Source organism: Janibacter corallicola NBRC 107790 (assembly GCF_001570965.1).
Lineage (GTDB): Bacteria > Actinomycetota > Actinomycetes > Actinomycetales > Dermatophilaceae > Janibacter > Janibacter corallicola.
Genome location: NZ_BCSR01000017.1, coordinates 1 through 18,141, shown reverse-complemented (window position 1 = coordinate 18,141; position 18,141 = coordinate 1). Strand labels below are relative to the sequence as shown.

14 protein-coding genes and 1 pseudogene are annotated in these 18,141 nt (G+C 70.9%); 12 read left to right on the top strand and 3 right to left on the bottom strand.

Going from position 1 to position 18,141, the window contains the following annotated elements; all coding sequences use genetic code 11:
• Window positions 1–5 precede the first annotated feature (5 nt).
• Genes nuoF through JCO01S_RS08125 form a run of 10 tightly spaced genes read left to right on the top strand, consistent with a single transcriptional unit; the run spans window position 6 to window position 12,922 of the window.
• A complete protein-coding gene (nuoF, locus tag JCO01S_RS08170; RefSeq protein ID WP_068253688.1) occupies window positions 6–1,331 on the top strand; it encodes an NADH-quinone oxidoreductase subunit NuoF in 1,326 nt (441 codons plus the stop codon).
• Entirely contained in the window at window positions 1,328–3,694 is a 2,367-nt protein-coding gene (locus JCO01S_RS08165; RefSeq protein WP_068253569.1) for an NADH-quinone oxidoreductase subunit G, read from the top strand. The genes nuoF and JCO01S_RS08165 overlap by 4 nt, the downstream gene beginning before the upstream one ends.
• A complete protein-coding gene (nuoH, locus tag JCO01S_RS08160) occupies window positions 3,691–5,073 on the top strand; it encodes an NADH-quinone oxidoreductase subunit NuoH (RefSeq protein WP_068253566.1) in 1,383 nt (460 codons plus the stop codon). The genes JCO01S_RS08165 and nuoH overlap by 4 nt, the downstream gene beginning before the upstream one ends.
• Entirely contained in the window at window positions 5,066–5,656 is a 591-nt protein-coding gene (gene nuoI, locus JCO01S_RS08155) for an NADH-quinone oxidoreductase subunit NuoI (RefSeq protein WP_068253563.1), read from the top strand. The genes nuoH and nuoI overlap by 8 nt, the downstream gene beginning before the upstream one ends.
• Window positions 5,623–6,471 (top strand): NADH-quinone oxidoreductase subunit J, encoded by an 849-nt coding sequence (locus JCO01S_RS08150; protein ID WP_439645693.1) that lies wholly within the window; start codon window positions 5,623–5,625, stop codon window positions 6,469–6,471. Before nuoI ends, JCO01S_RS08150 begins: the two co-directional genes overlap by 34 nt.
• Window positions 6,468–6,767, top strand: coding sequence for an NADH-quinone oxidoreductase subunit NuoK (nuoK, locus tag JCO01S_RS08145; protein WP_068253558.1), 300 nt, complete (start codon window positions 6,468–6,470; stop codon window positions 6,765–6,767). The genes JCO01S_RS08150 and nuoK overlap by 4 nt, the downstream gene beginning before the upstream one ends.
• A gap of 9 nt (window positions 6,768–6,776) precedes the next feature.
• Window positions 6,777–8,732 (top strand): NADH-quinone oxidoreductase subunit L, encoded by a 1,956-nt coding sequence (gene nuoL / locus JCO01S_RS08140; protein ID WP_084342748.1) that lies wholly within the window; start codon window positions 6,777–6,779, stop codon window positions 8,730–8,732.
• Complete coding sequence (locus tag JCO01S_RS08135) at window positions 8,732–10,360, top strand: NADH-quinone oxidoreductase subunit M (RefSeq protein ID WP_068253556.1); 1,629 nt, start codon at window positions 8,732–8,734, stop codon at window positions 10,358–10,360. The genes nuoL and JCO01S_RS08135 overlap by 1 nt, the downstream gene beginning before the upstream one ends.
• 11 nt (window positions 10,361–10,371) lie before the next feature.
• Window positions 10,372–11,916: an NADH-quinone oxidoreductase subunit NuoN gene (nuoN, locus tag JCO01S_RS08130; RefSeq protein ID WP_245634371.1), complete on the top strand. Its 1,545-nt coding sequence runs from the start codon at window positions 10,372–10,374 to the stop codon at window positions 11,914–11,916.
• Window position 11,917: 1 nt separating this feature from the next.
• The gene (locus tag JCO01S_RS08125) at window positions 11,918–12,922 is read left to right on the top strand and encodes a polyprenyl synthetase family protein (RefSeq protein ID WP_068253552.1); all 1,005 of its coding nucleotides are present in this window, start codon (window positions 11,918–11,920) and stop codon (window positions 12,920–12,922) included.
• A gap of 20 nt (window positions 12,923–12,942) precedes the next feature.
• On the opposite strand, the gene rarD is transcribed toward JCO01S_RS08125, so the two are convergent.
• Complete coding sequence (rarD, locus tag JCO01S_RS08120; protein WP_068253551.1) at window positions 12,943–13,881, bottom strand: EamA family transporter RarD; 939 nt, start codon at window positions 13,879–13,881, stop codon at window positions 12,943–12,945.
• A 49-nt stretch (window positions 13,882–13,930) separates the two neighbouring features.
• Between rarD and JCO01S_RS08115 the strand changes: the two genes are divergently transcribed.
• Both JCO01S_RS08115 and JCO01S_RS08110 read left to right on the top strand, forming a co-directional pair.
• A complete protein-coding gene (locus tag JCO01S_RS08115) occupies window positions 13,931–15,088 on the top strand; it encodes an alanine racemase (protein ID WP_068253550.1) in 1,158 nt (385 codons plus the stop codon).
• Window positions 15,085–16,383, top strand: a complete 1,299-nt coding sequence (locus tag JCO01S_RS08110) for a D-arabinono-1,4-lactone oxidase (RefSeq protein WP_068253548.1) — start codon at window positions 15,085–15,087, stop codon at window positions 16,381–16,383. The genes JCO01S_RS08115 and JCO01S_RS08110 overlap by 4 nt, the downstream gene beginning before the upstream one ends.
• A gap of 13 nt (window positions 16,384–16,396) precedes the next feature.
• On the opposite strand, the gene JCO01S_RS08105 is transcribed toward JCO01S_RS08110, so the two are convergent.
• Both JCO01S_RS08105 and JCO01S_RS08100 read right to left on the bottom strand, forming a co-directional pair.
• Complete coding sequence (locus JCO01S_RS08105) at window positions 16,397–17,497, bottom strand: 2-oxoacid:ferredoxin oxidoreductase subunit beta (protein ID WP_068253544.1); 1,101 nt, start codon at window positions 17,495–17,497, stop codon at window positions 16,397–16,399.
• Window positions 17,494–18,141: pseudogene (locus JCO01S_RS08100) on the bottom strand (2-oxoacid:acceptor oxidoreductase subunit alpha); the annotation flags it as partial. The gene JCO01S_RS08105 and the pseudogene JCO01S_RS08100, both read right to left, overlap by 4 nt.

Here is an 18,141-nt window from a genome sequence, read left to right as displayed (position 1 = left end):
CCGGGATGTCGACGCAGCTGACGCCGATCCTGACCAAGTTCTGGGACCACCCGCAGTCCTGGACGCTGGCCACCTACGAGCGGGAGGGCGGCTACCGGGCGCTGCGCTCGGCGCTGGAGCGCGAGCCGGACGACCTGGTCCAGGAGCTGAAGGACTCCGGCCTGCGCGGCCGCGGCGGTGCCGGCTTCCCCACCGGCATGAAGTGGGGCTTCCTCCCGCCGCACGACGGCGGGCCCCGCTACCTCGTGGTCAACGCCGACGAGTCCGAGCCGGGTACCTGCAAGGACATCCCGCTGATGATGGCGGCGCCCCACTTCCTCATCGAGGGCTCGATCATCACGAGCTTCGCGATCGGCTCCGACAAGGCCTTCATCTACCTGCGCGGCGAGGTCGCCCACGTCTACCGGCGCCTGCTCCAGGCCGTGCAGGAGGCCTACGACGCCGGCTACCTCGGCAAGGACGTCCTCGGCACGGGCTACGACCTGGACATCGTCGTGCACGCCGGGGCCGGCGCCTACATCTGCGGCGAGGAGACGGCCCTGCTGGACTCCCTCGAGGGCCGCCGCGGCCAGCCCCGCCTCAAGCCCCCCTTCCCCGCGGTGGCGGGCCTGTACTCCCGCCCGACCGTGGTCAACAACGCCGAGAGCATCGCCTCGGTCCCGGTCATCGTCGACCGCGGCGCCGAGTGGTTCTCCGACATGGGCACCGAGAAGTCCAACGGCTTCGGCATCTTCTCGCTGTCGGGGCACGTGAAGCACCCGGGCCAGTACGAGGCGCCGCTCGGCATCACGCTGCGCGAGCTGCTCGACATGGCCGGCGGGATGCGGGACCCGGACAAGAAGCTGAAGTTCTGGACCCCGGGAGGCTCCTCCACCCCGATCTTCACCGACGAGCACCTCGACGTGCCGCTGGACTTCGAGTCGGTGGCCGCCCACGGGTCGATGCTGGGCACCCGGGCCCTGCAGATCTTCGACGAGACCGTCTCCGTGGTGCGCGCCGTCAGCCGGTGGAACGACTTCTACATGCACGAGTCGTGCGGCAAGTGCACGCCGTGCCGCGAGGGCACGTACTGGATGGCCCAGATCCTGCACCGCCTCGAGGACGGCAAGGGCACCCGGACCGACATCGACCTGCTCGTCGACATCTGCGACAACATCCTCGGCCGGGCCTTCTGCGCCCTCGGTGACGGTGCCACGAGCCCCATCACCTCGGCCGTGCAGTACTTCCGCGAGGAGTTCGAGGCCGGCTGCCACACCGCCGCCAGCGAGCTCTTCCCGCCCGCCGCGTCCACGCTCTTCCGCAAGGAGCAGAACCCGATGGTGACCGCATGACCACCACATCATCGTCCCCGGAGCAGCAGACGACGCCCGAGCTGGTCAACCTGACCATCGACGGCGTCCCCGTTGCCGTCCCGAAGAACACCCTCCTCATCCGCGCCGCGGAGGAGGCCGGGATCCAGATCCCGCGCTTCTGCGACCACCCGCTGCTCGACCCCGTCGGTGCCTGCCGGCAGTGCCTCGTCGAGGTCGCGATGCCCGACCGCGAGGGCAACGTGCGGCCGATGCCCAAGCCGCAGGCCAGCTGCACCATGACGGTCGCGGAGGGCATGCAGGTCGGCACCCAGTCCAGCTCGCCGGTCGCGGACAAGGCCCAGCAGGGGATCATGGAGCTCCTCCTGGTCAACCACCCGCTGGACTGCCCGGTCTGCGACAAGGGCGGGGAGTGCCCGTTGCAGAACCAGGCGATGTCCAACGGCCGGTCCACCTCCCGCTTCGACGACGTCAAGCGCACCTACCCCAAGCCGATCAACATCTCCTCCCAGGTGCTGCTGGACCGCGACCGCTGCATCCTGTGCACCCGGTGCACCCGCTTCTCCTCGCAGATCGCCGGCGATCCCTTCATCGAGATGGGGGAGCGCGGGGCGCTGCAGCAGGTCCTCATCTACGAGGAGCAGCCCTTCGAGTCCTACTTCTCGGGCAACACGGTCCAGATCTGTCCCGTCGGCGCGCTGACGGGCGCGGCCTACCGCTTCCGCTCCCGCCCCTTCGACCTGGTCTCCACCCCGGACGTGTGCGAGCACTGCGCCTCCGGATGCTCCATCCGCACCGACCACCGCCGCGGCACGGTGCTGCGGCGGATGGCCGGCAACAACCCGCTCGTCAACGAGGAGTGGAACTGCGACAAGGGCCGCTGGGCCTTCACCTACGCGAGCACCGGTGACCGCTTCGACTTCCCGATGGTGCGCGATGCCGCCGGGCAGCTGCAGGTCGTCTCCTGGCAGGAGGCGCTGACCGCCGCCGCGGAGGGACTGCGGGCCGCCACCGAGCACGGCGTGCTCGTCGGGGGTCGGGCGAGCATCGAGGACGCGCACGCCTACGCGACCTTCGCCCGGCAGGTCCTCGGGACCGAGAACGTCGACCTGCGCGCCCGCCCGCACTCCACGGAGGAGCGCGACTTCCTGCTGCGCCACGTCGTGGGCCGCACGCCCGAGACCGGGGGCGTCACCTACGAGGACCTCGGGTCCGCCGGGACGGTGCTGCTCGCCGGCTTCGAGCCGGAGGAGGAGAGCCCGATCGTCTTCCTCCGGTTGCGCAAGGGGTTCCGCACGGCCGGCACCAAGGTCCACGCGCTGGCCCCCTTCGCCACGCGCGGTCTGGAGAAGATGGGCGGCACCCTCGTCCCGACGGCGCCCGGCACCGAGACGGAGGTCCTGCAGGCCCTCGGCGAGGACGGCTCGGAGGAGTCGCTGGCCGCGGTCCGGGAGGGGCTGCGCGGTGAGCGGGCGATCATCCTCGTCGGTGAACGGCTGGCCACCGTCCCGGGCGGCCTCACCGCCGCCACCCGGCTGGCCGAGGCCACCGGTGCCCGCTTGGCGTGGGTGCCGCGTCGCGCCGGTGAACGCGGAGCCGTCGAGGCCGGGTGCCTGCCGCACCAGGGCGCGCTGGAGACCGCCGGGATCATCTCCGGCGCCGCCGCCGGCACGGTCGGCGGGCTGCTCGTCGGCGGTGTCGACGCCGACGACCTCGGCCTGCGCGAGGCCCACGCGGCCTTCGAGAAGGCCTTCACCGTCTCCCTCGAGATCCGCCCGAGCAGCGTGACCGAGCACGCCGACGTCGTCCTGCCCGTGGCCCCCCACGCGGAGCGCTCCGGCGCCTTCCTGGACTGGGAGGGGCGGCTGCGGCCCTTCGAGACCTCGCTGGCGACGAAGGCCGTACCCGACCACCGGGTGCTGCACATGCTCGCCGACGAGATGGACGCCTTCCTCGGCACCCGCACCGTCGCCGAGGCCCGCCGCTCCCTCGAGGCGACCCCGGCCCCGCGGTCCGGCGGCGACATCCCCGCCGGCAAGCTGCCCCGCGTCATCAGCCCGCACGAGGGCCAGCTGGTGCTGGCCACCTGGCGCCTGCTGCTGGACAAGGGATCGATGCAGGACGGGGAGCCCTACCTCGCCGGCACCGCCGGTGCGCCCCGGGCGGTGATCTCCCCGGAGACCGCCGAGTCGATGGGGATCGTCGCCGGCGACCTCGTCACCGTCTCGGCGGAGGACGTGCGCATCACCGTCCCGGCCGACATCCGCCCCGACATGGTCGCGCGGGTCGTGTGGCTGCCGACCAACTCCGAGAGCTGTGACGTGCGCAGCCTCGCCGGGCGAGCGGGCGAGCTCGTCTCCGTCACCAAGGGTGGTGCCGCATGACCAACCTGGCCCTGACCCTCGCCGCCGCGGACAAGCCCGCGGCGGCCGACTTCAGCGACACCCCGCTGTGGCTGTCGCTGGTCAAGGCGCTGCTGATCTTCGTCTACCTGCTGCTCAGCGTGCTGCTGATGATCTGGTTCGAGCGCCGCATGATCGGCCGCATGCAGCAGCGGCCCGGCCCGAACCGGGTCGGCCCCTTCGGCCTGCTGCAGAGTCTCGCCGACGGCATGAAGTCGATGTTCAAGGAGGACGTGCGCCCGGCGACGGCGGACGCACTGATCTTCACGCTCTCGCCGGTCCTCTTCGCCACGATGGCCTTCGTCTCCTTCTCGATCATCCCGCTCGGCGGGTCGGTCGAGATGTTCGGGCACACCACGCCGCTGCAGCTGACCGACACCCCCATCGCGGGACTGCTCGTGCTGGCGGTCGCCGGTGTCGCCGCGTACGGGATCGTCCTCGGTGGCTGGTCGGCCGGCTCGACCTACCCGCTGCTCGGTGGGCTGCGGGCGACCGCGCAGATCATCTCCTACGAGATCGCGATGGGCCTGGCCCTGGTGGCGGTCTTCATGTACGCGGGCTCGATGAGCACCAGCGAGATCGTCGCGCAGCAGTCCGACCTGTGGTTCGTCATCCCCGCGTGCGTCTCCTTCGTCGTCTACCTCATCACGATGGTCGGTGAGACCAACCGGCTGCCCTTCGACCTCGCCGAGGGCGAGGGCGAGCTCGTCGGTGGGTACTTCACCGAGTACTCGGGCATGCGCTTCGCGATGTTCTTCCTCGGGGAGTACGTCAACATGTTCACCGTCTCGGGGCTCGCGACGACCTTCTTCCTCGGCGGGTGGCAGGCGCCTCCCGGCATCGCGGCCATCGGCGACGGCATGTTCAACACCGGCTGGTGGGGCCTGCTGTGGTTCACCCTGAAGATGTGGCTGTTCATGTGGGGCTTCGTGTGGCTGCGCGGCACCCTGCCGCGGACCCGCTACGACCAGTTCATGCGCTTCGGCTGGAAGCTGCTCATCCCCCTCACGGTCGCCTGGGTGGTCGCCGTGACCTTCATCCGCGGGGCCGACGCCGGCTTCTTCGGTGACGGCACCGTCGACGTCCTCGGCCTCTCCTTCCCGGTCTCCTCGCTGATCATCATCGCCGTGCTCGCGGTGATCGTGCTCGGCGCGATGTGGATCTGGGAGAACCGGGTCGAGGCCCAGGAGAAGGCCGCCGCAGAGGCGGCCGAGGTCCCCGCGGAGGTCGACCCGTGGGCGGGTGGCTACCCCGTCCCACCACTGCCGGGCCAGCGTCTCGTGGAGGCCCCCCGTGAGGGCGGGGAGAAGGCCCTGACCAGCGCGCCGTCCACCCGTGAGGAGGAGGAGACCCGTGGCTGAGGAGAACGAGAAGGGCTTCATCGCCGAGCTCTTCGGACCCGTCGCCGGGTTCGGGGTGACCTTCGCGACGATGTTCCGCAAGGTCGCCACCCAGGAGTACCCGGAGGTGAAGTGGCCGACCCAGCCGCGCTTCCACGGGCGCCACCAGCTCAACCGGCACCCGGACGGTCTGGAGAAGTGCATCGGCTGCGAGCTGTGCGCCTGGGCCTGCCCCGCGGACGCCATCCTCGTCGAGGGCAAGGACAACGACGACGAGCGGGGGCTGCGCTTCAGCCCCGGCGAGCGGTACGGGCACATCTACCAGATCAACTACCTGCGCTGTATCTTCTGCGGGCTGTGCATCGAGGCCTGCCCGACGCGGGCACTGACGATGACCAACGACTACGAGATGGCCGACGACAACCGCGCCGACCTGATCTTCACCAAGGAGCAGCTCCTCGCCCCGCTGCAGGAGGGCATGCTCCCGCCCCCGCACCCCGTGGTCGAGGGGACGGACGAGAAGGACTACTACCGCGGTGAGGTCACCACCTCCACCCCGGAGCAGCGGGAGTGGATCGAACGCAACTCGGAGGGGGCGCGATGACCGGCACCGGCGAGGCCGTCATGTTCTGGATCCTGGCCTGCGTCGCGGTACCGAGCGCACTCGCGCTGCTCTTCGCCCGCAAGGCCGTGCACGCGGCGATCGGCATGGTGCTGACGATGATCGTCGTCGGGGTGATGTACCTGCTGCAGGAGGCGCCCTTCCTCGGCATCGTGCACGTCTTCGTCTACACCGGCGCCGTCATGATGCTCTTCCTCTTCGTCGTCATGCTCGTCGGCGTGGACCACTCCTCCTCCCTCGTGGAGACGATCAAGGGGCAGCGGGTGCTCAGCGCCCTGCTCAGCCTGGCGATCCTCGCGCTGCTCGTCGGCGCCGTCGGCCGGATCACCTACGTCGGTGACCCGAACCTCACCGACGTCAACGCCGACCCGGGCAACGTCGAGGGGCTGGCCCACCTGATCTTCGGCCGCTACATCTGGCTCTTCGAGATCACCGCCGCGCTCCTGACCGTCGCCGCCCTCGGCGCGATGGTCTTCGCCCACCGGCAGCGGATCCTCGCCAAGCCCACCCAGAAGGAGTGGATGGAGAAGCGTTTCCGCGACGGCAAGCACCTCGCGGGCCTGCCCGCCCCGGGCGTCTACGCACGGCACAACGCGGTCGACACCCCGGCGCTGCTGCCCGACGGGTCGATCTCCGAGCTGTCCGTGAGCCGGGTGCTCGTCGCCCGCGACCAGGTGACCAACCCGACCGTGTACACCGAGGACGCGCGGATCAACGAGAGCCGCCTTTCGGAGGACTCGACGGAGTCGCTCGGCCGACTCGGATCGACCTCCACGCCCGAAGGGAGGCAGGAGTGAGCCCGCTCAACTACATCTACCTGGCGATCATCCTCTTCACGATCGGCAGCGCGACCGTGCTGCTGCGCCGCAACGCGATCATCGTCTTCATGGGCGTCGAGCTCATGCTCAACGCGGCCAGTCTCGCCTTCGTGACGTTCTCCCGGATGAGGGGCTCCCTGGACGGTCAGGCGATCGCCATCTTCGTCATGGTCGTCGCCGCCGCCGAGGTCGTCGTCGGCCTGGCGATCATCATGACCGTCTTCCGCGCCCGTAGGTCGGCCTCGGTCGACGACGCCAACCTGCTGAAGCTGTAAGGAGCCGCCTTGCTCACCGCACTGACTGCGACGGCAGCAGCCCAGACGACCGCGGCCGCGGGCCCGGCCGCCGCCACCGGGGTCACCTCCGTGGCATGGCTGCTCGTCGCGCTGCCGCTGTTCGGCGCCGCACTGCTGCTGCTCGGCGGACGCCTCACCGACTCCTTCGGACCGATGCTGGCCACCCTGCTCTCCTGGGGGTCCTTCGTCGTCGGCGCCGCGATCTGGATCGCCATGCTCGGCGTCGACGCGGGGGAGCGCGCCTCCGCGATCGAGCTCTTCGACTGGATCCCGGCCGGCGGTGGTGTCGACGTGCACGCGGGCATGCTCATCGACCCGCTGTCGATGGCCTTCGTGCTGCTCGTGACCTTCGTCGGCTCGCTGATCCACGTCTACTCCCTCGGGTACATGGCCCACGACCCGGCCAAGCGCCGCTTCTTCGCCTACCTGAACCTCTTCGTCGCCTCGATGCTGCTGCTCGTCCTGGCGGACTCCTACCTGCTGCTCATCGTCGGCTGGGAGGGCGTCGGCCTGGCCTCGTACCTGCTCATCGGCTTCTGGAACCACAACCCGGCCTACGCCACCGCGGCGAACAAGGCCTTCGTCGTCAACCGCGTCGGTGACATCGGGCTCTTCCTCGCGATGTCGATGATGTTCGCGACCTTCGGCAGCGTCGACTTCGCGGCCGTGGACGGCGCCGTCGACGGGGCCAGCGAGGCCACCGCCACCGGCATCGGACTGCTCCTGCTCCTCGCCGCCTGCGGCAAGTCGGCCCAGTTCCCGCTGCAGAGCTGGCTCGGCGACGCGATGGCCGGCCCGACCCCGGTCTCGGCGCTCATCCACGCCGCGACGATGGTCACCGCGGGCGTCTACCTCATCGTGCGCAGCCACGCGATCTTCGACGCCGCCCCGAACGCCCAGCTGGCCGTCGTCATCGTCGGCACGATCACGCTGCTCTTCGGGGCGATCGTCGGTTGCGCGAAGGACGACCTGAAGAAGGCGCTGGCCGCCTCGACGATGAGCCAGATCGGCTACATGATGCTCGCCGCAGGCCTCGGCCCGGTCGGGTACGCCTTCGCGATCTTCCACCTGCTCACCCACGGCTTCTTCAAGGCGGGGATGTTCCTCGGTGCCGGGTCGGTCATGCACGGCATGAACGACCAGATCGACATGCGCCGCTTCGGTGGCCTCTCCTCGGCCATGAAGATCACCTGGGTCACTTTCGGCCTCGGGTGGCTGGCGATCCTGGGCGTGCCCCCCTTCGCCGGCTTCTGGAGCAAGGACAAGATCATCGAGGCCGCCTTCGTCGGCGACGGGTGGCGGCCCTGGGTCTTCGGTCTGGCCGCGCTCATCGGTGCGGGGATCACCGCCTTCTACATGTCCCGGCTGTTCTTCATGACCTTCCACGGCAAGCACCGCTGGACCGACGACGTCGACCCGCACGAGTCGCCGCTCTCGATGACCGTCCCGATGATGGTCCTGGCCGTGGGCTCCGGACTGCTCGGCCTCGTCCTCGTCTACCTCGCCCCGATCGATGCCTGGCTGGAGCCGGTCTTCGGCCGGGTCGGGCACCACGAACCGGTCATCCCGGTCCCGGTCATCATGATCGGCACGCTGGCCGTCGTGATCATCGGCGGCGTCTGGGCCTGGCTGGTCTACGGCCGGGACGAGGTGCCGGTCGTGCCCCCGGTGGGCAACGCCCTGACCCGGGCCGCACGGCGCGACCTCTACCAGGACGAGATCAACGAGACGGCCCTGATGTTCCCCGGCATCCGGCTCACGCGGGGCCTGACCGAGGCCGACGACGACGCCCTCCAGAACGGTGTGGTCCTCGGGCTCGCTCGCGGCGTCGGGGACGCCGCCGGCTGGGTGCGCCGCGCCCAGAACGGCTTCGCACGCTCGTACGCCCTGACGATGCTCGCCGGCGTCGTCGCCTTCCTCGGTGCTGTGTGGGTGATCAACTGATGGACAACATGCCCTGGCTCACCCTGCTGATGCTCGTGCCGCTGGTCGGCACGGTCGTGGTGGCGGTGCTCCCGTCGCGCAGCTCGTCGCTGGCCAAGCCGCTCGCGCTGGGCTTCTCGCTGCTGACCCTGCTCATCGCGATCGTCGCGACGGCCACGAGCTACACCCGTGGCGCGACCGAGCAGTTCCAGATGGTCGAGCAGCACGAGTGGATCCCGCAGATCGGCGTCAGCTACTCGCTCGGTGTCGACGGGATCGCGATCAGCCTGATCCTCATGGCGCTCGTGCTCGCCCCCGTCTGCGTGCTCGCCGCGTGGGACGACGTGCCCGAGGGAGGCAGTCGGGAGAAGACCTACTTCGCCCTGATGCTGCTCATGGTGCCGTTCATGGTCGGCGTCTTCGCCGCCACGGACGTCTTCCTCTTCTACATCTTCTTCGAGGCGATGCTCATCCCGATCTACTTCCTCATCGGGATGTACGGCGGTGAGGGCCGTCGCTCCGCCGCGCTGAACTTCATCCTCTACAGCCTGCTGGGCGGGCTGATCATGCTCGTCGGTGTCATCGCGCTCTACGTCGTCGGGCCGGGCGGCTCGGACGGGTTCCTCGTCGAGCGCCTCACCGGTCTGGAGCTGGGCGCGACCGCCGAGCGCTGGCTGTTCATCTCCTTCTTCATCGCCTTCGCGATCAAGGCGCCGATGTGGCCGGTCCACACCTGGCTGCCGGACGCGGCCACCGAGGCCAGGCCGGCCGTCGCGACGCTGCTCGTCGGCGTGCTGGACAAGGTGGGTACCTTCGGGATGATCCGCTTCTGCCTGCAGCTCTTCCCCGACGCCAGCCGGTGGGCGACCCCGGTGGTCCTCGCGCTGGCGGTGGTCACGATCCTCTACGGGGCGATCCTGGCGATCGGGCAGCGGGACATGATGCGACTGATCGCCTTCACCTCGGTGAGCCACTTCGGCTTCATCGTCATGGGCATCTTCGCCTTCACGTCCATGGCCCAGGCCGGCAGCAACCTGTACATGATCAACCACGGCTTCACCACCGCCGGGCTCTTCCTCCTGGCGGGGATGTTCGTCGCCCGTCGCGGCAGCAAGCGGATCGACGACTACGGCGGCTGGCAGCGGGTGACCCCGGTCCTCGCCGGGCTGTGGCTGCTCGTCGGGCTGGCGACGCTCTCGCTGCCCGGGCTCTCCCCCTTCGTCTCGGAGTTCCTGGTGATCGCCGGGACCTGGGGTCGCTATCCGGTGGTCTCGGCCTTCGCCGTGACCGCGATCGTGCTGGCCGCGCTGTACATCCTGCTCATGTACAAGCGGATGGCGACCGGTCCGACCCCGAAGGTGGGGGACGGCGACTGGGTCCCCGCGGGGGACGACCTGGAGTACGTCCGCAGCGACTTCGACACCGGTGTGCCCGAGCGTCGACTCGCCGGCCGCGTCCGCGACCTGGGGATGCGCGAGAAGATCGTCATGGCCCCGATCGTCGTGGCGCTCATCGGCCTCGGCTTCTTCCCCGGGCCCCTGCTGGACACGCTCAACCCGGCCGTGGACCAGACCCTGCAGATCGTCGGGGTCACCGATCCGGCCCCGTCCGCCCCGGCGGACGCCTCGACCACCGGGAGTGACGACTGATGCATGTGACCATGGCCGCTGCCTTCGCGCAGCCGGACATCGACTACCGCGCGCTGTCGCCGATGATCGTGCTGCTCGTCGGTGCCTTCGTCGGGGTGCTGCTCGAGGCCTTCGTGCCCCGCCGGGCCCGCTACGCGGCCCAGGTCGGGCTCGCCATCGCCACCGTGGTGATCTCCTTCGTCGCGCTGCTGCTGACCGCCGACTCGACCGGCGTCACCGTCGACGGCACCGTCGCGGTGGACCAGATGACGCGCTTCCTGCAGGGCACGCTGCTGGTGTTCGGCGTGATGTCGTTGCTCGTCATGGCCGACCGGATCGACGGGCAGGACGGCTTCACCCCCATGGGGGCGGCCTCGCCCGGCTCGGACCTGGAGGCCCAGGCCACGCGCCGGGGCTGGGCGACGACCGAGGTCTTCCCGCTGGCCCTCTTCGGGCTCGCCGGCATGCTGCTCTTCCCCGCGGCCAACGACCTGCTGACGATGTTCGTGGCGCTCGAGCTGCTCTCGCTGCCGCTGTACCTGATGTCGGGTCTGGCGCGCCGTCGACGGCTGCTCTCGCAGGAGGCGGCGCTGAAGTACTTCCTCCTCGGTGCCTTCTCCTCCGGCTTCTTCCTCTTCGGCGCCGCGCTGCTCTACGGCTACGCCGGCTCGGTGAACCTGCCGGAGATCGCCACCGCGACCGCCGCGTCCACGGGGGAGTTCGAGGGGCTGCTGCTGCCGGGCATCGCGCTCGTCATCATCGGCGTGCTCTTCAAGGTCGGCGCCGTGCCCTTCCACTCCTGGACCCCGGACGTCTACCAGGGCGCGCCCACTCCCATCACCGCCTTCATGGCCGCGTGCACCAAGGCCGCCGCCTTCGGCGCCCTGCTCCGCCTGCTCTACGTCGGCTTCGAGACGACCCGGTGGGAGTGGCGCATCGGCGTCATCGGGGTCGCGGCGCTGACGATGATCATCGGCGCGGTGATGACCGTCCCCCAGACCGACGTGAAGCGGCTGCTCGCCTACAGCTCGGTGGCCCACGCCGGGTTCGCGCTCGTCGCGCTCATCGCCTTCGACAAGACGGCGATCGAGGGCGTGCTCTTCTACGTCGCGGCCTACGGCTTCTCGGTCATCGCGGCCTTCGCGATCGTGCACCTCGTGCGCGAGCACGACGCCGAGGCGACCCACCTGTCGCAGTGGGCGGGTCTGGGCCGTCGGCACCCGCTCACCGGGGCCGCCTTCGCCTTCCTCATGCTCGCCTTCGCCGGCATCCCGCTGACCTCGGGCTTCACCGCGAAGATCGCGGCCTTCATGCCGGCGATCGCGCACGGTGGGCTCGCCGGCCTGCTGCTCGTCGTCATCGGCGCACTGGCCTCGGTGGTGACGGCCTACATGTACATCCGGGTCATCGTCATCATGTTCTTCGAGGAGCCGGAGGGGGATGTCGTCGTCGCGGCACCGGCGTCGATGACGATGGTCGCTATCATCATCGGCGTGCTGCTCACATTCGTCCTCGGGGTCTTCCCCGCGCCGCTGCTCGACCTCGCGCAGATGTCCAGCGTCCTGGTCGCGGGCTGACGTGTCGAGCACCACCCCACCCGTCCTGGCGCTGCCCGAGGCGAGCGCCGGGCTGAGCGAGCGGCTCACCGAGGGCCTGGCCCGTGTCGAGGAGCTCATCATCGAGAGCACCCGTCACGAGGACGGCTTCATCAGCGAGGCGAGCACCCACCTGGCCAGGGCCGGCGGCAAGCGCTTCCGCCCGATGCTCACGCTGCTCGTCTCCGAGCTCGGCGAGGGCATCTCCGAGCAGGTGGTCGCGGCGGCGGCGGGGGTCGAGCTGACCCACCTGGCGAGCCTCTACCACGACGACGTCATGGACGTGGCGGAGCTGCGGCGCGGGGCTCCCAGCGCCAACGCGCAGTACGGCAACTCCACCGCGATCCTCGTCGGTGACCTGCTCTTCGGCACGGCCTCGGACATCATCGCCGACCTCGGCGCCGACGCGGTGAAGATCCAGGCGCAGACCTTCATCCGGCTCTGCTCGGGGCAGATCCGCGACGACCGGCCCTGCCCTGAGGGGCAGGACCCGGGGGAGTACTACCGCGGCGTGCTCGCCGACAAGACCGGTGTGCTCGTCGCGACCGCCGCCCGCTACGGGGCGATGTTCGGTGGTTGCCCGCCGGAGACGGTCGCGATGGCGACCGAGTACGGGGAGCGTCTCGGCGTCGCCTTCCAGCTGGCCGACGACCTCATCGACATCGCGAGCGACTCCGACGAGACCGGCAAGACCCCCGGCACCGACCTGCGCGAGGGCAAGCGCACCCTCCCGGTGCTCAACGTCCTCGCCTCGGCTGACCCGGCCGACCGGGAGCTGCAGGAGCTGCTGCGCTCGGACCTGCGCGAGGACTCCCGCCTGGAGCGGGCCCTGGAGCTGCTGCGCGCCCACCCGGGGATGGCAGCCGCCCGGGAGGAGACCCTCGCGGTCGGTCGCCGGGCGATCGAGGCCCTCGCCCCCCTCCCGGACGGCGACGCCAAGCAGGCACTCGTCGCGCTCATGGACAGCGTGGTGCACCGGGTGGGCTGAGGCCCCTCACCGCCGGTCGCTCAGGTGGGCTCCACCGGCTCGAGCGACTCGACCTCGTCCGGTTGCTGCCGGCGCTGCCGCCGCGCCGTGCGCACCGAGTCCACGGTGAGGAACCCCAGTGCGATCCACACGATCGCGAAGCCGACCCAGCGGCTCGTGGAGACCGTCTCGTCGAGCAGGGTCACGGCGACGACGAGCTGCAGCACCGGGGTGATGAACTGGATCAGCCCGATCGTCACGAGCGGGATGTGTCGGGCGGCCTCGGCGAAGAGCAGCAGCGGCACCGCCGTCACGGCGCCCGCGGCGATGAGCAGCAGCGGGTGCCAGGGCGCGTCGATCGTGAAGGTCGACTCACCCTTGGAGGTCAGCCAGCCGATGATGCCCAGGGCCGGCAGGAGCAGCACGATGGTCTCGGCGGAGAGGGAGTGCAGCGCCGGCAAGGAGGTGCCGAGGCGCTTCTTCGTCAGGCCGTAGGTGCCGAAGGAGAGGGCCAGGACGAGCGAGACCCATGGCAGGCCGCCCCCGACGATGGTGAGGTAGACCGCCGCCACGGCCCCGATGGCCACGGCGGCCCACTGCAGCCGGCGCAGCCCCTCGCCGAGCACGAGCACGCCGAGCGCGACCGTGACGATCGGGTTGAGGAAGTAGCCGAGGGCGGCCTCGTTCGTGCGTCCGGCCAGCACCGCGTAGACGTAGACCAGCCAGTTGATCGCGATGACGAGGGCCGCGATCGTCACGCCGACCGCGAGGCGCCCGCGCAGCTGTCGCAGCAGGCCGAGGAGCTCGCGGCGCAGGAGCAGGACGACCACGCACAGCACGAAGGTCCACGCGATGCGGTGGGAGAGGATCTCCAGGGCCCCGGTCGGGACGAGGGCGTTGAAGTACAGCGGGAACAGGCCCCAGATGCCGTAGGCGAACCACGCGGCGAGGACTCCTCTGGCGTGGTGTGGGGCGTTCACGGGACGAGGCTAGTGCCACATCAGGTGACCCACAGGTAATGTCCGTGGTGTGAGCACGGCAGCCGACTGGGACCGGGCGACCGCGGGGCGGGACGCCCCCTTCGCCATCGTCGATCTGGAGGCCTTCGACGCCAACGCCGCCGACCTGCGCCGACGGGCGGCCGGGCGGATGATCCGGGTCGCCAGCAAGTCGGTCCGGGTGCGCGGCCTGCTGGAGCGGGTGCTGGCGCAGCCGGGCTTCTCCGGGGTGATGTCCTACTCGCTGCCCGAGGCGTTGTGGCTGGTCGGCGAGGGGCTGGAGGACGTCTTCGTCGCCTACCCCACGAGCCACCGGGAGGCCCTCGCGCGGCTCGCCGCCGACGAGCACGCCCTGGAGCAGGTGAGCATCGCCATCGACTCCACCGAGCACGTCGAGGCCCTCACGTCGTGGCTGCCGAAGGGGGCGCCCGTCCGGGTGGTCATCGACGTCGACGCCTCGCTGCGGGTGGGGCCGGCCCACCTCGGGGTGCGCCGCAGCCCGACCCGGTCGCCGCGGCGTGCCGCCGCCGTCGCGAGGGAGGCCCGGCGGGCGGGGCTGCGGGTCGTGGGCCTGATGTTCTACGACGCCCAGATCGCCGGCCTCCCGGACACCTCCGCGGCGGTGCGGATGGTCAAGTCCCGCAGCGACGCCGCACTGCGGCGCCGCCGCCCGAGGGTGCGGGCCGCGGTCGAGGAGGTCGTCGGGCCGCTGCAGATCGTCAACGGCGGCGGGACCGGTTCGGTCGACCTCACCGGTGCCGACCCGACCCTCACCGAGGTGGCCGCCGGGTCGGGGCTCATCGGCCCGACCCTCTTCGACGGCTACGACGGCTTCTCCCCGCGCCCGGCGGTCGCCTGGGCGGCGCCGGTCGTGCGCCGCCCCGCCCGCGACGTCGTCACGGTCTTCTCCAGCGGTTACATCGCCTCGGGCCCACCGGGGGCGAGCCGGGTGCCGTCGGTGCACGCGCCGCAGGGCCTGCGTCTCAGCGGGGCAGAGGGCGCCGGCGAGGTGCAGACGCCGCTGCGGGGCCGGGCCGCCCGCGACCTGGCGATGGGGGACCGGGTGTGGTTCCGCCACGCGAAGGCCGGCGAGCCCGCCGAGCGTTTCGACGCCTACCTGGCCCTGCGCGGCGACGAGGTCGTCGACGTCCTGCCCACCTACCGCGGCGAGGGGAAGAACTTCGGATGAGCACCACGTGGTCGAACTGGGCCGGCAACGTGCACGGCCGCCCGGCGGAGGTGCTGCGGCCGCGCACCGCCGAGGAGCTCGCCGAGCAGGTGCGCGTCACCGCTGCCGCCGGGCACCGCATCCGTCCCGTCGGGTCGGGCCACTCCTTCACCCCGGTCGCGGCCCCCGAGGACGTCCAGCTCAGCCTCGAGCACCTCACCGGGGTGCTGGCCGCGGACCGCGCCACCGGCAGGGTCCGGGTGGCGGCGGGGACCCCCCTTCGTGACCTGAACGTGGCGCTGGAGCTGCTCGGTCTGGCCATGCCCAACCTCGGTGACATCGACGCGCAGACGCTCGCCGGGGCGCTCTCGACGGGCACCCACGGCACCGGGGCGGCGCTGCCCGGGCTCACCGGCGCCATCGCGGGGCTGCGGCTCGTCTCGCCCGACGGCACCGACCGGTGGATCGACCGGAGCGACCCGGAGCTCTTCGGCGCCGCCCGCCTCGGCCTCGGCGCGCTCGGGATCATCACCGAGTTCGAGCTGGCCTGCCTGCCCGCGTACCGGCTGCGGGCGGTCGAGCGCCCCGACTCCCTCGACGCGGTGCTCCCGCGGATCCAGGAGCACTTCGACGCCCACCGGCACTTCGAGATGTACTGGTTCCCCGGCACCCGGCGGGTGCAGACCAAGGCCAACGACCTCGTCGCCGACGAGGTGCAGGAGCCGCTCGCGACGTGGCGGCGGCTGCTCGACGACGAGTTCCTCTCCAACGTCGTCTTCGGCGCCGTCAACGAGGTCGTCGCGACGGTGCCGCGGCTCGCGCTGCCCTTCAACTCCGTCTCCGCCCGCGCCCTGAGCGCCCGCTCCTACACCGGGCCCTCCCACGAGGTCTTCTGCACCCCGAGGCGGGTGCGCTTCGTCGAGTCCGAGTACGCGGTGCCGCGCGAAGCGGTCGCCGACGTGATCACCGACCTCGCCGCGTGGGTGGAGCGGCGGAGGGAGCCGATCCCCTTCCCCGTCGAGGTGCGGGTCGCGGCACCGGACGACATCTGGCTCTCGACCGGGTACGAGCGGGCCAATGCCTATGTCGCGGTGCACCAGTACCGCAAGGGGGACCACCGGGCCTACTTCGCGGCCTTCGAGGAGATCGTCGCCGCTCACGCGGGACGGCCGCACTGGGGCAAGCTGCACACGCTCGACGCGGAGCGGCTGGCCGAGCTCTACCCGCGGCACGGTGACTTCGTCGCCGTGCGGGACCGGCTCGACCCGGACCGGGTGCTCACCAACGACTACCTCGGGCGGGTCCTCGGGGAGTGAGCCCCGCTCGGGGCTACTCGACCGTCCAGGTGTCCGGGCCGCGCAGCAGCTCGCCCAGGTCGGCGTCGGTCGCGGGCCCGCCGCCGAGGTCGACCGCGGACTCGACCTGCGCACGCACCTCGTCGTCGTAGGTCGGGCGCTCGACGCTGCGGAAGATGCCCATCGGGACGTGCGTCATCGCCTCGGAGTCCAGCCGGCTGATCGAGAAGGCCTGGCTCGGGTCCGCAAGGCTCGTGTCGTGCACGACGACGTGCTCGGCCAGCCCCCCGGAGGCCACCTCGGCCTCAGGGACGAAGCGGACCGATCCGTGCCCGTCGCGCACGAGCACCTCGCGCTCACCCTCCTCGCCGGTCGTGACGGCCTCGCCGTCGACCAGGTGGACCAGCCGGGCCCGCTGCTCCTCGACGTCCTTGATGAGCTCGAAGGCGCCGTCGTTGAAGATCGGGCAGTTCTGGTAGATCTCCACGATCGAGGTGCCGCGGTGGGCGGCGGCCTCGCGCAGCACCGAGGTGAGGTGCCCCCGGTCCGAGTCCATGGTGCGGGCGACGAAGGTCCCCTCGGCGCCGAGGGCCAGCGACACCGGGTTGAAGGGGGCGTCGACCGAGCCCATGGGGGAGGACTTCGTGACCAGGCCGGGCTGCGAGGTCGGGCTGTACTGCCCCTTCGTCAGGCCGTAGATCCGGTTGTTGAAGAGCAGGATCGTCATGTTGACGTTGCGCCGCAGCGCGTGGATGAGGTGGTTGCCGCCGATGGAGAGGGCGTCCCCGTCCCCGGTGACGACCCACACCGACAGGTCCGAGCGGCTCGTGGCCAGCCCGGTCGCGATCGAGGGCGCGCGGCCGTGGATGGAGTGCATCCCGTAGGTGTCCAGGTAGTACGGGAAGCGTGAGGAGCAGCCGATCCCCGAGACGAAGACGATGTTCTCCCGGCGCAGCCCGAGCTCGGGCAGGAAGCCCTGGACCGCGGCGAGGACCGCGTAGTCACCGCACCCGGGGCACCAGCGCACCTCCTGGTCGGAGGCGAAGTCCTTGCGGGTCTGCTTCTCGCCCTCCGGCAGTGCGGGGACGCCGGCGGTGCCGCCGATCGCGGTGGGGATGCCCAGATCGATGCTCATGCGATGACCTCCGTCAGGGTCGAGGAGATGACCTCTTCGAGGTCGCCCACCTTGAAGGGCAGGCCGCGAACCGAGGTGTGGGATGTGACGTCGACGAGGTACTTCGCGCGCAGCAGCATGGCCAGCTGGCCGAGGTTCATCTCGGGGACGATGACCTTCTCGTACCGGGCGAGGACCTCGCCGGTGTTCTCCGGGAAGGGGTTGAGGTGGCGCAGGTGGGCGTGCGCGACCGACTTCCCGGCCGCGCGCAGCCGCCGCACCGCGGCGAGGTTGGGGCCGTAGGTGGAGCCCCAGCCGAGGACGAGCACCGTGGCATCGCCCGTCGGGTCGTCGACCTCGAGCGGACCGGCGGTCCCGGCGATGCCGTCGACCTTCGCCTGGCGCAGCCGGACCATGAGGTCGTGGTTGTCGGGGTCGTAGGAGATGTTGCCGGTGCGGCTGTCCTTCTCGATACCGCCGATGCGGTGCTCCAGGCCCGGGGTGCCGGGCACCGCCCACGGGCGGGCGAGGGTCTCCTCGTCCCGGACGAAGGGGAGGAAGGCCGGTTCCCCCTTCGCGTCGGTGCCGTTGGTCTCCGTCGCGAACTGCACGGTCAGGTCCGGCAGGTCGGCGACGTCGGGCACCCGCCACGGCTCGGAGCCGTT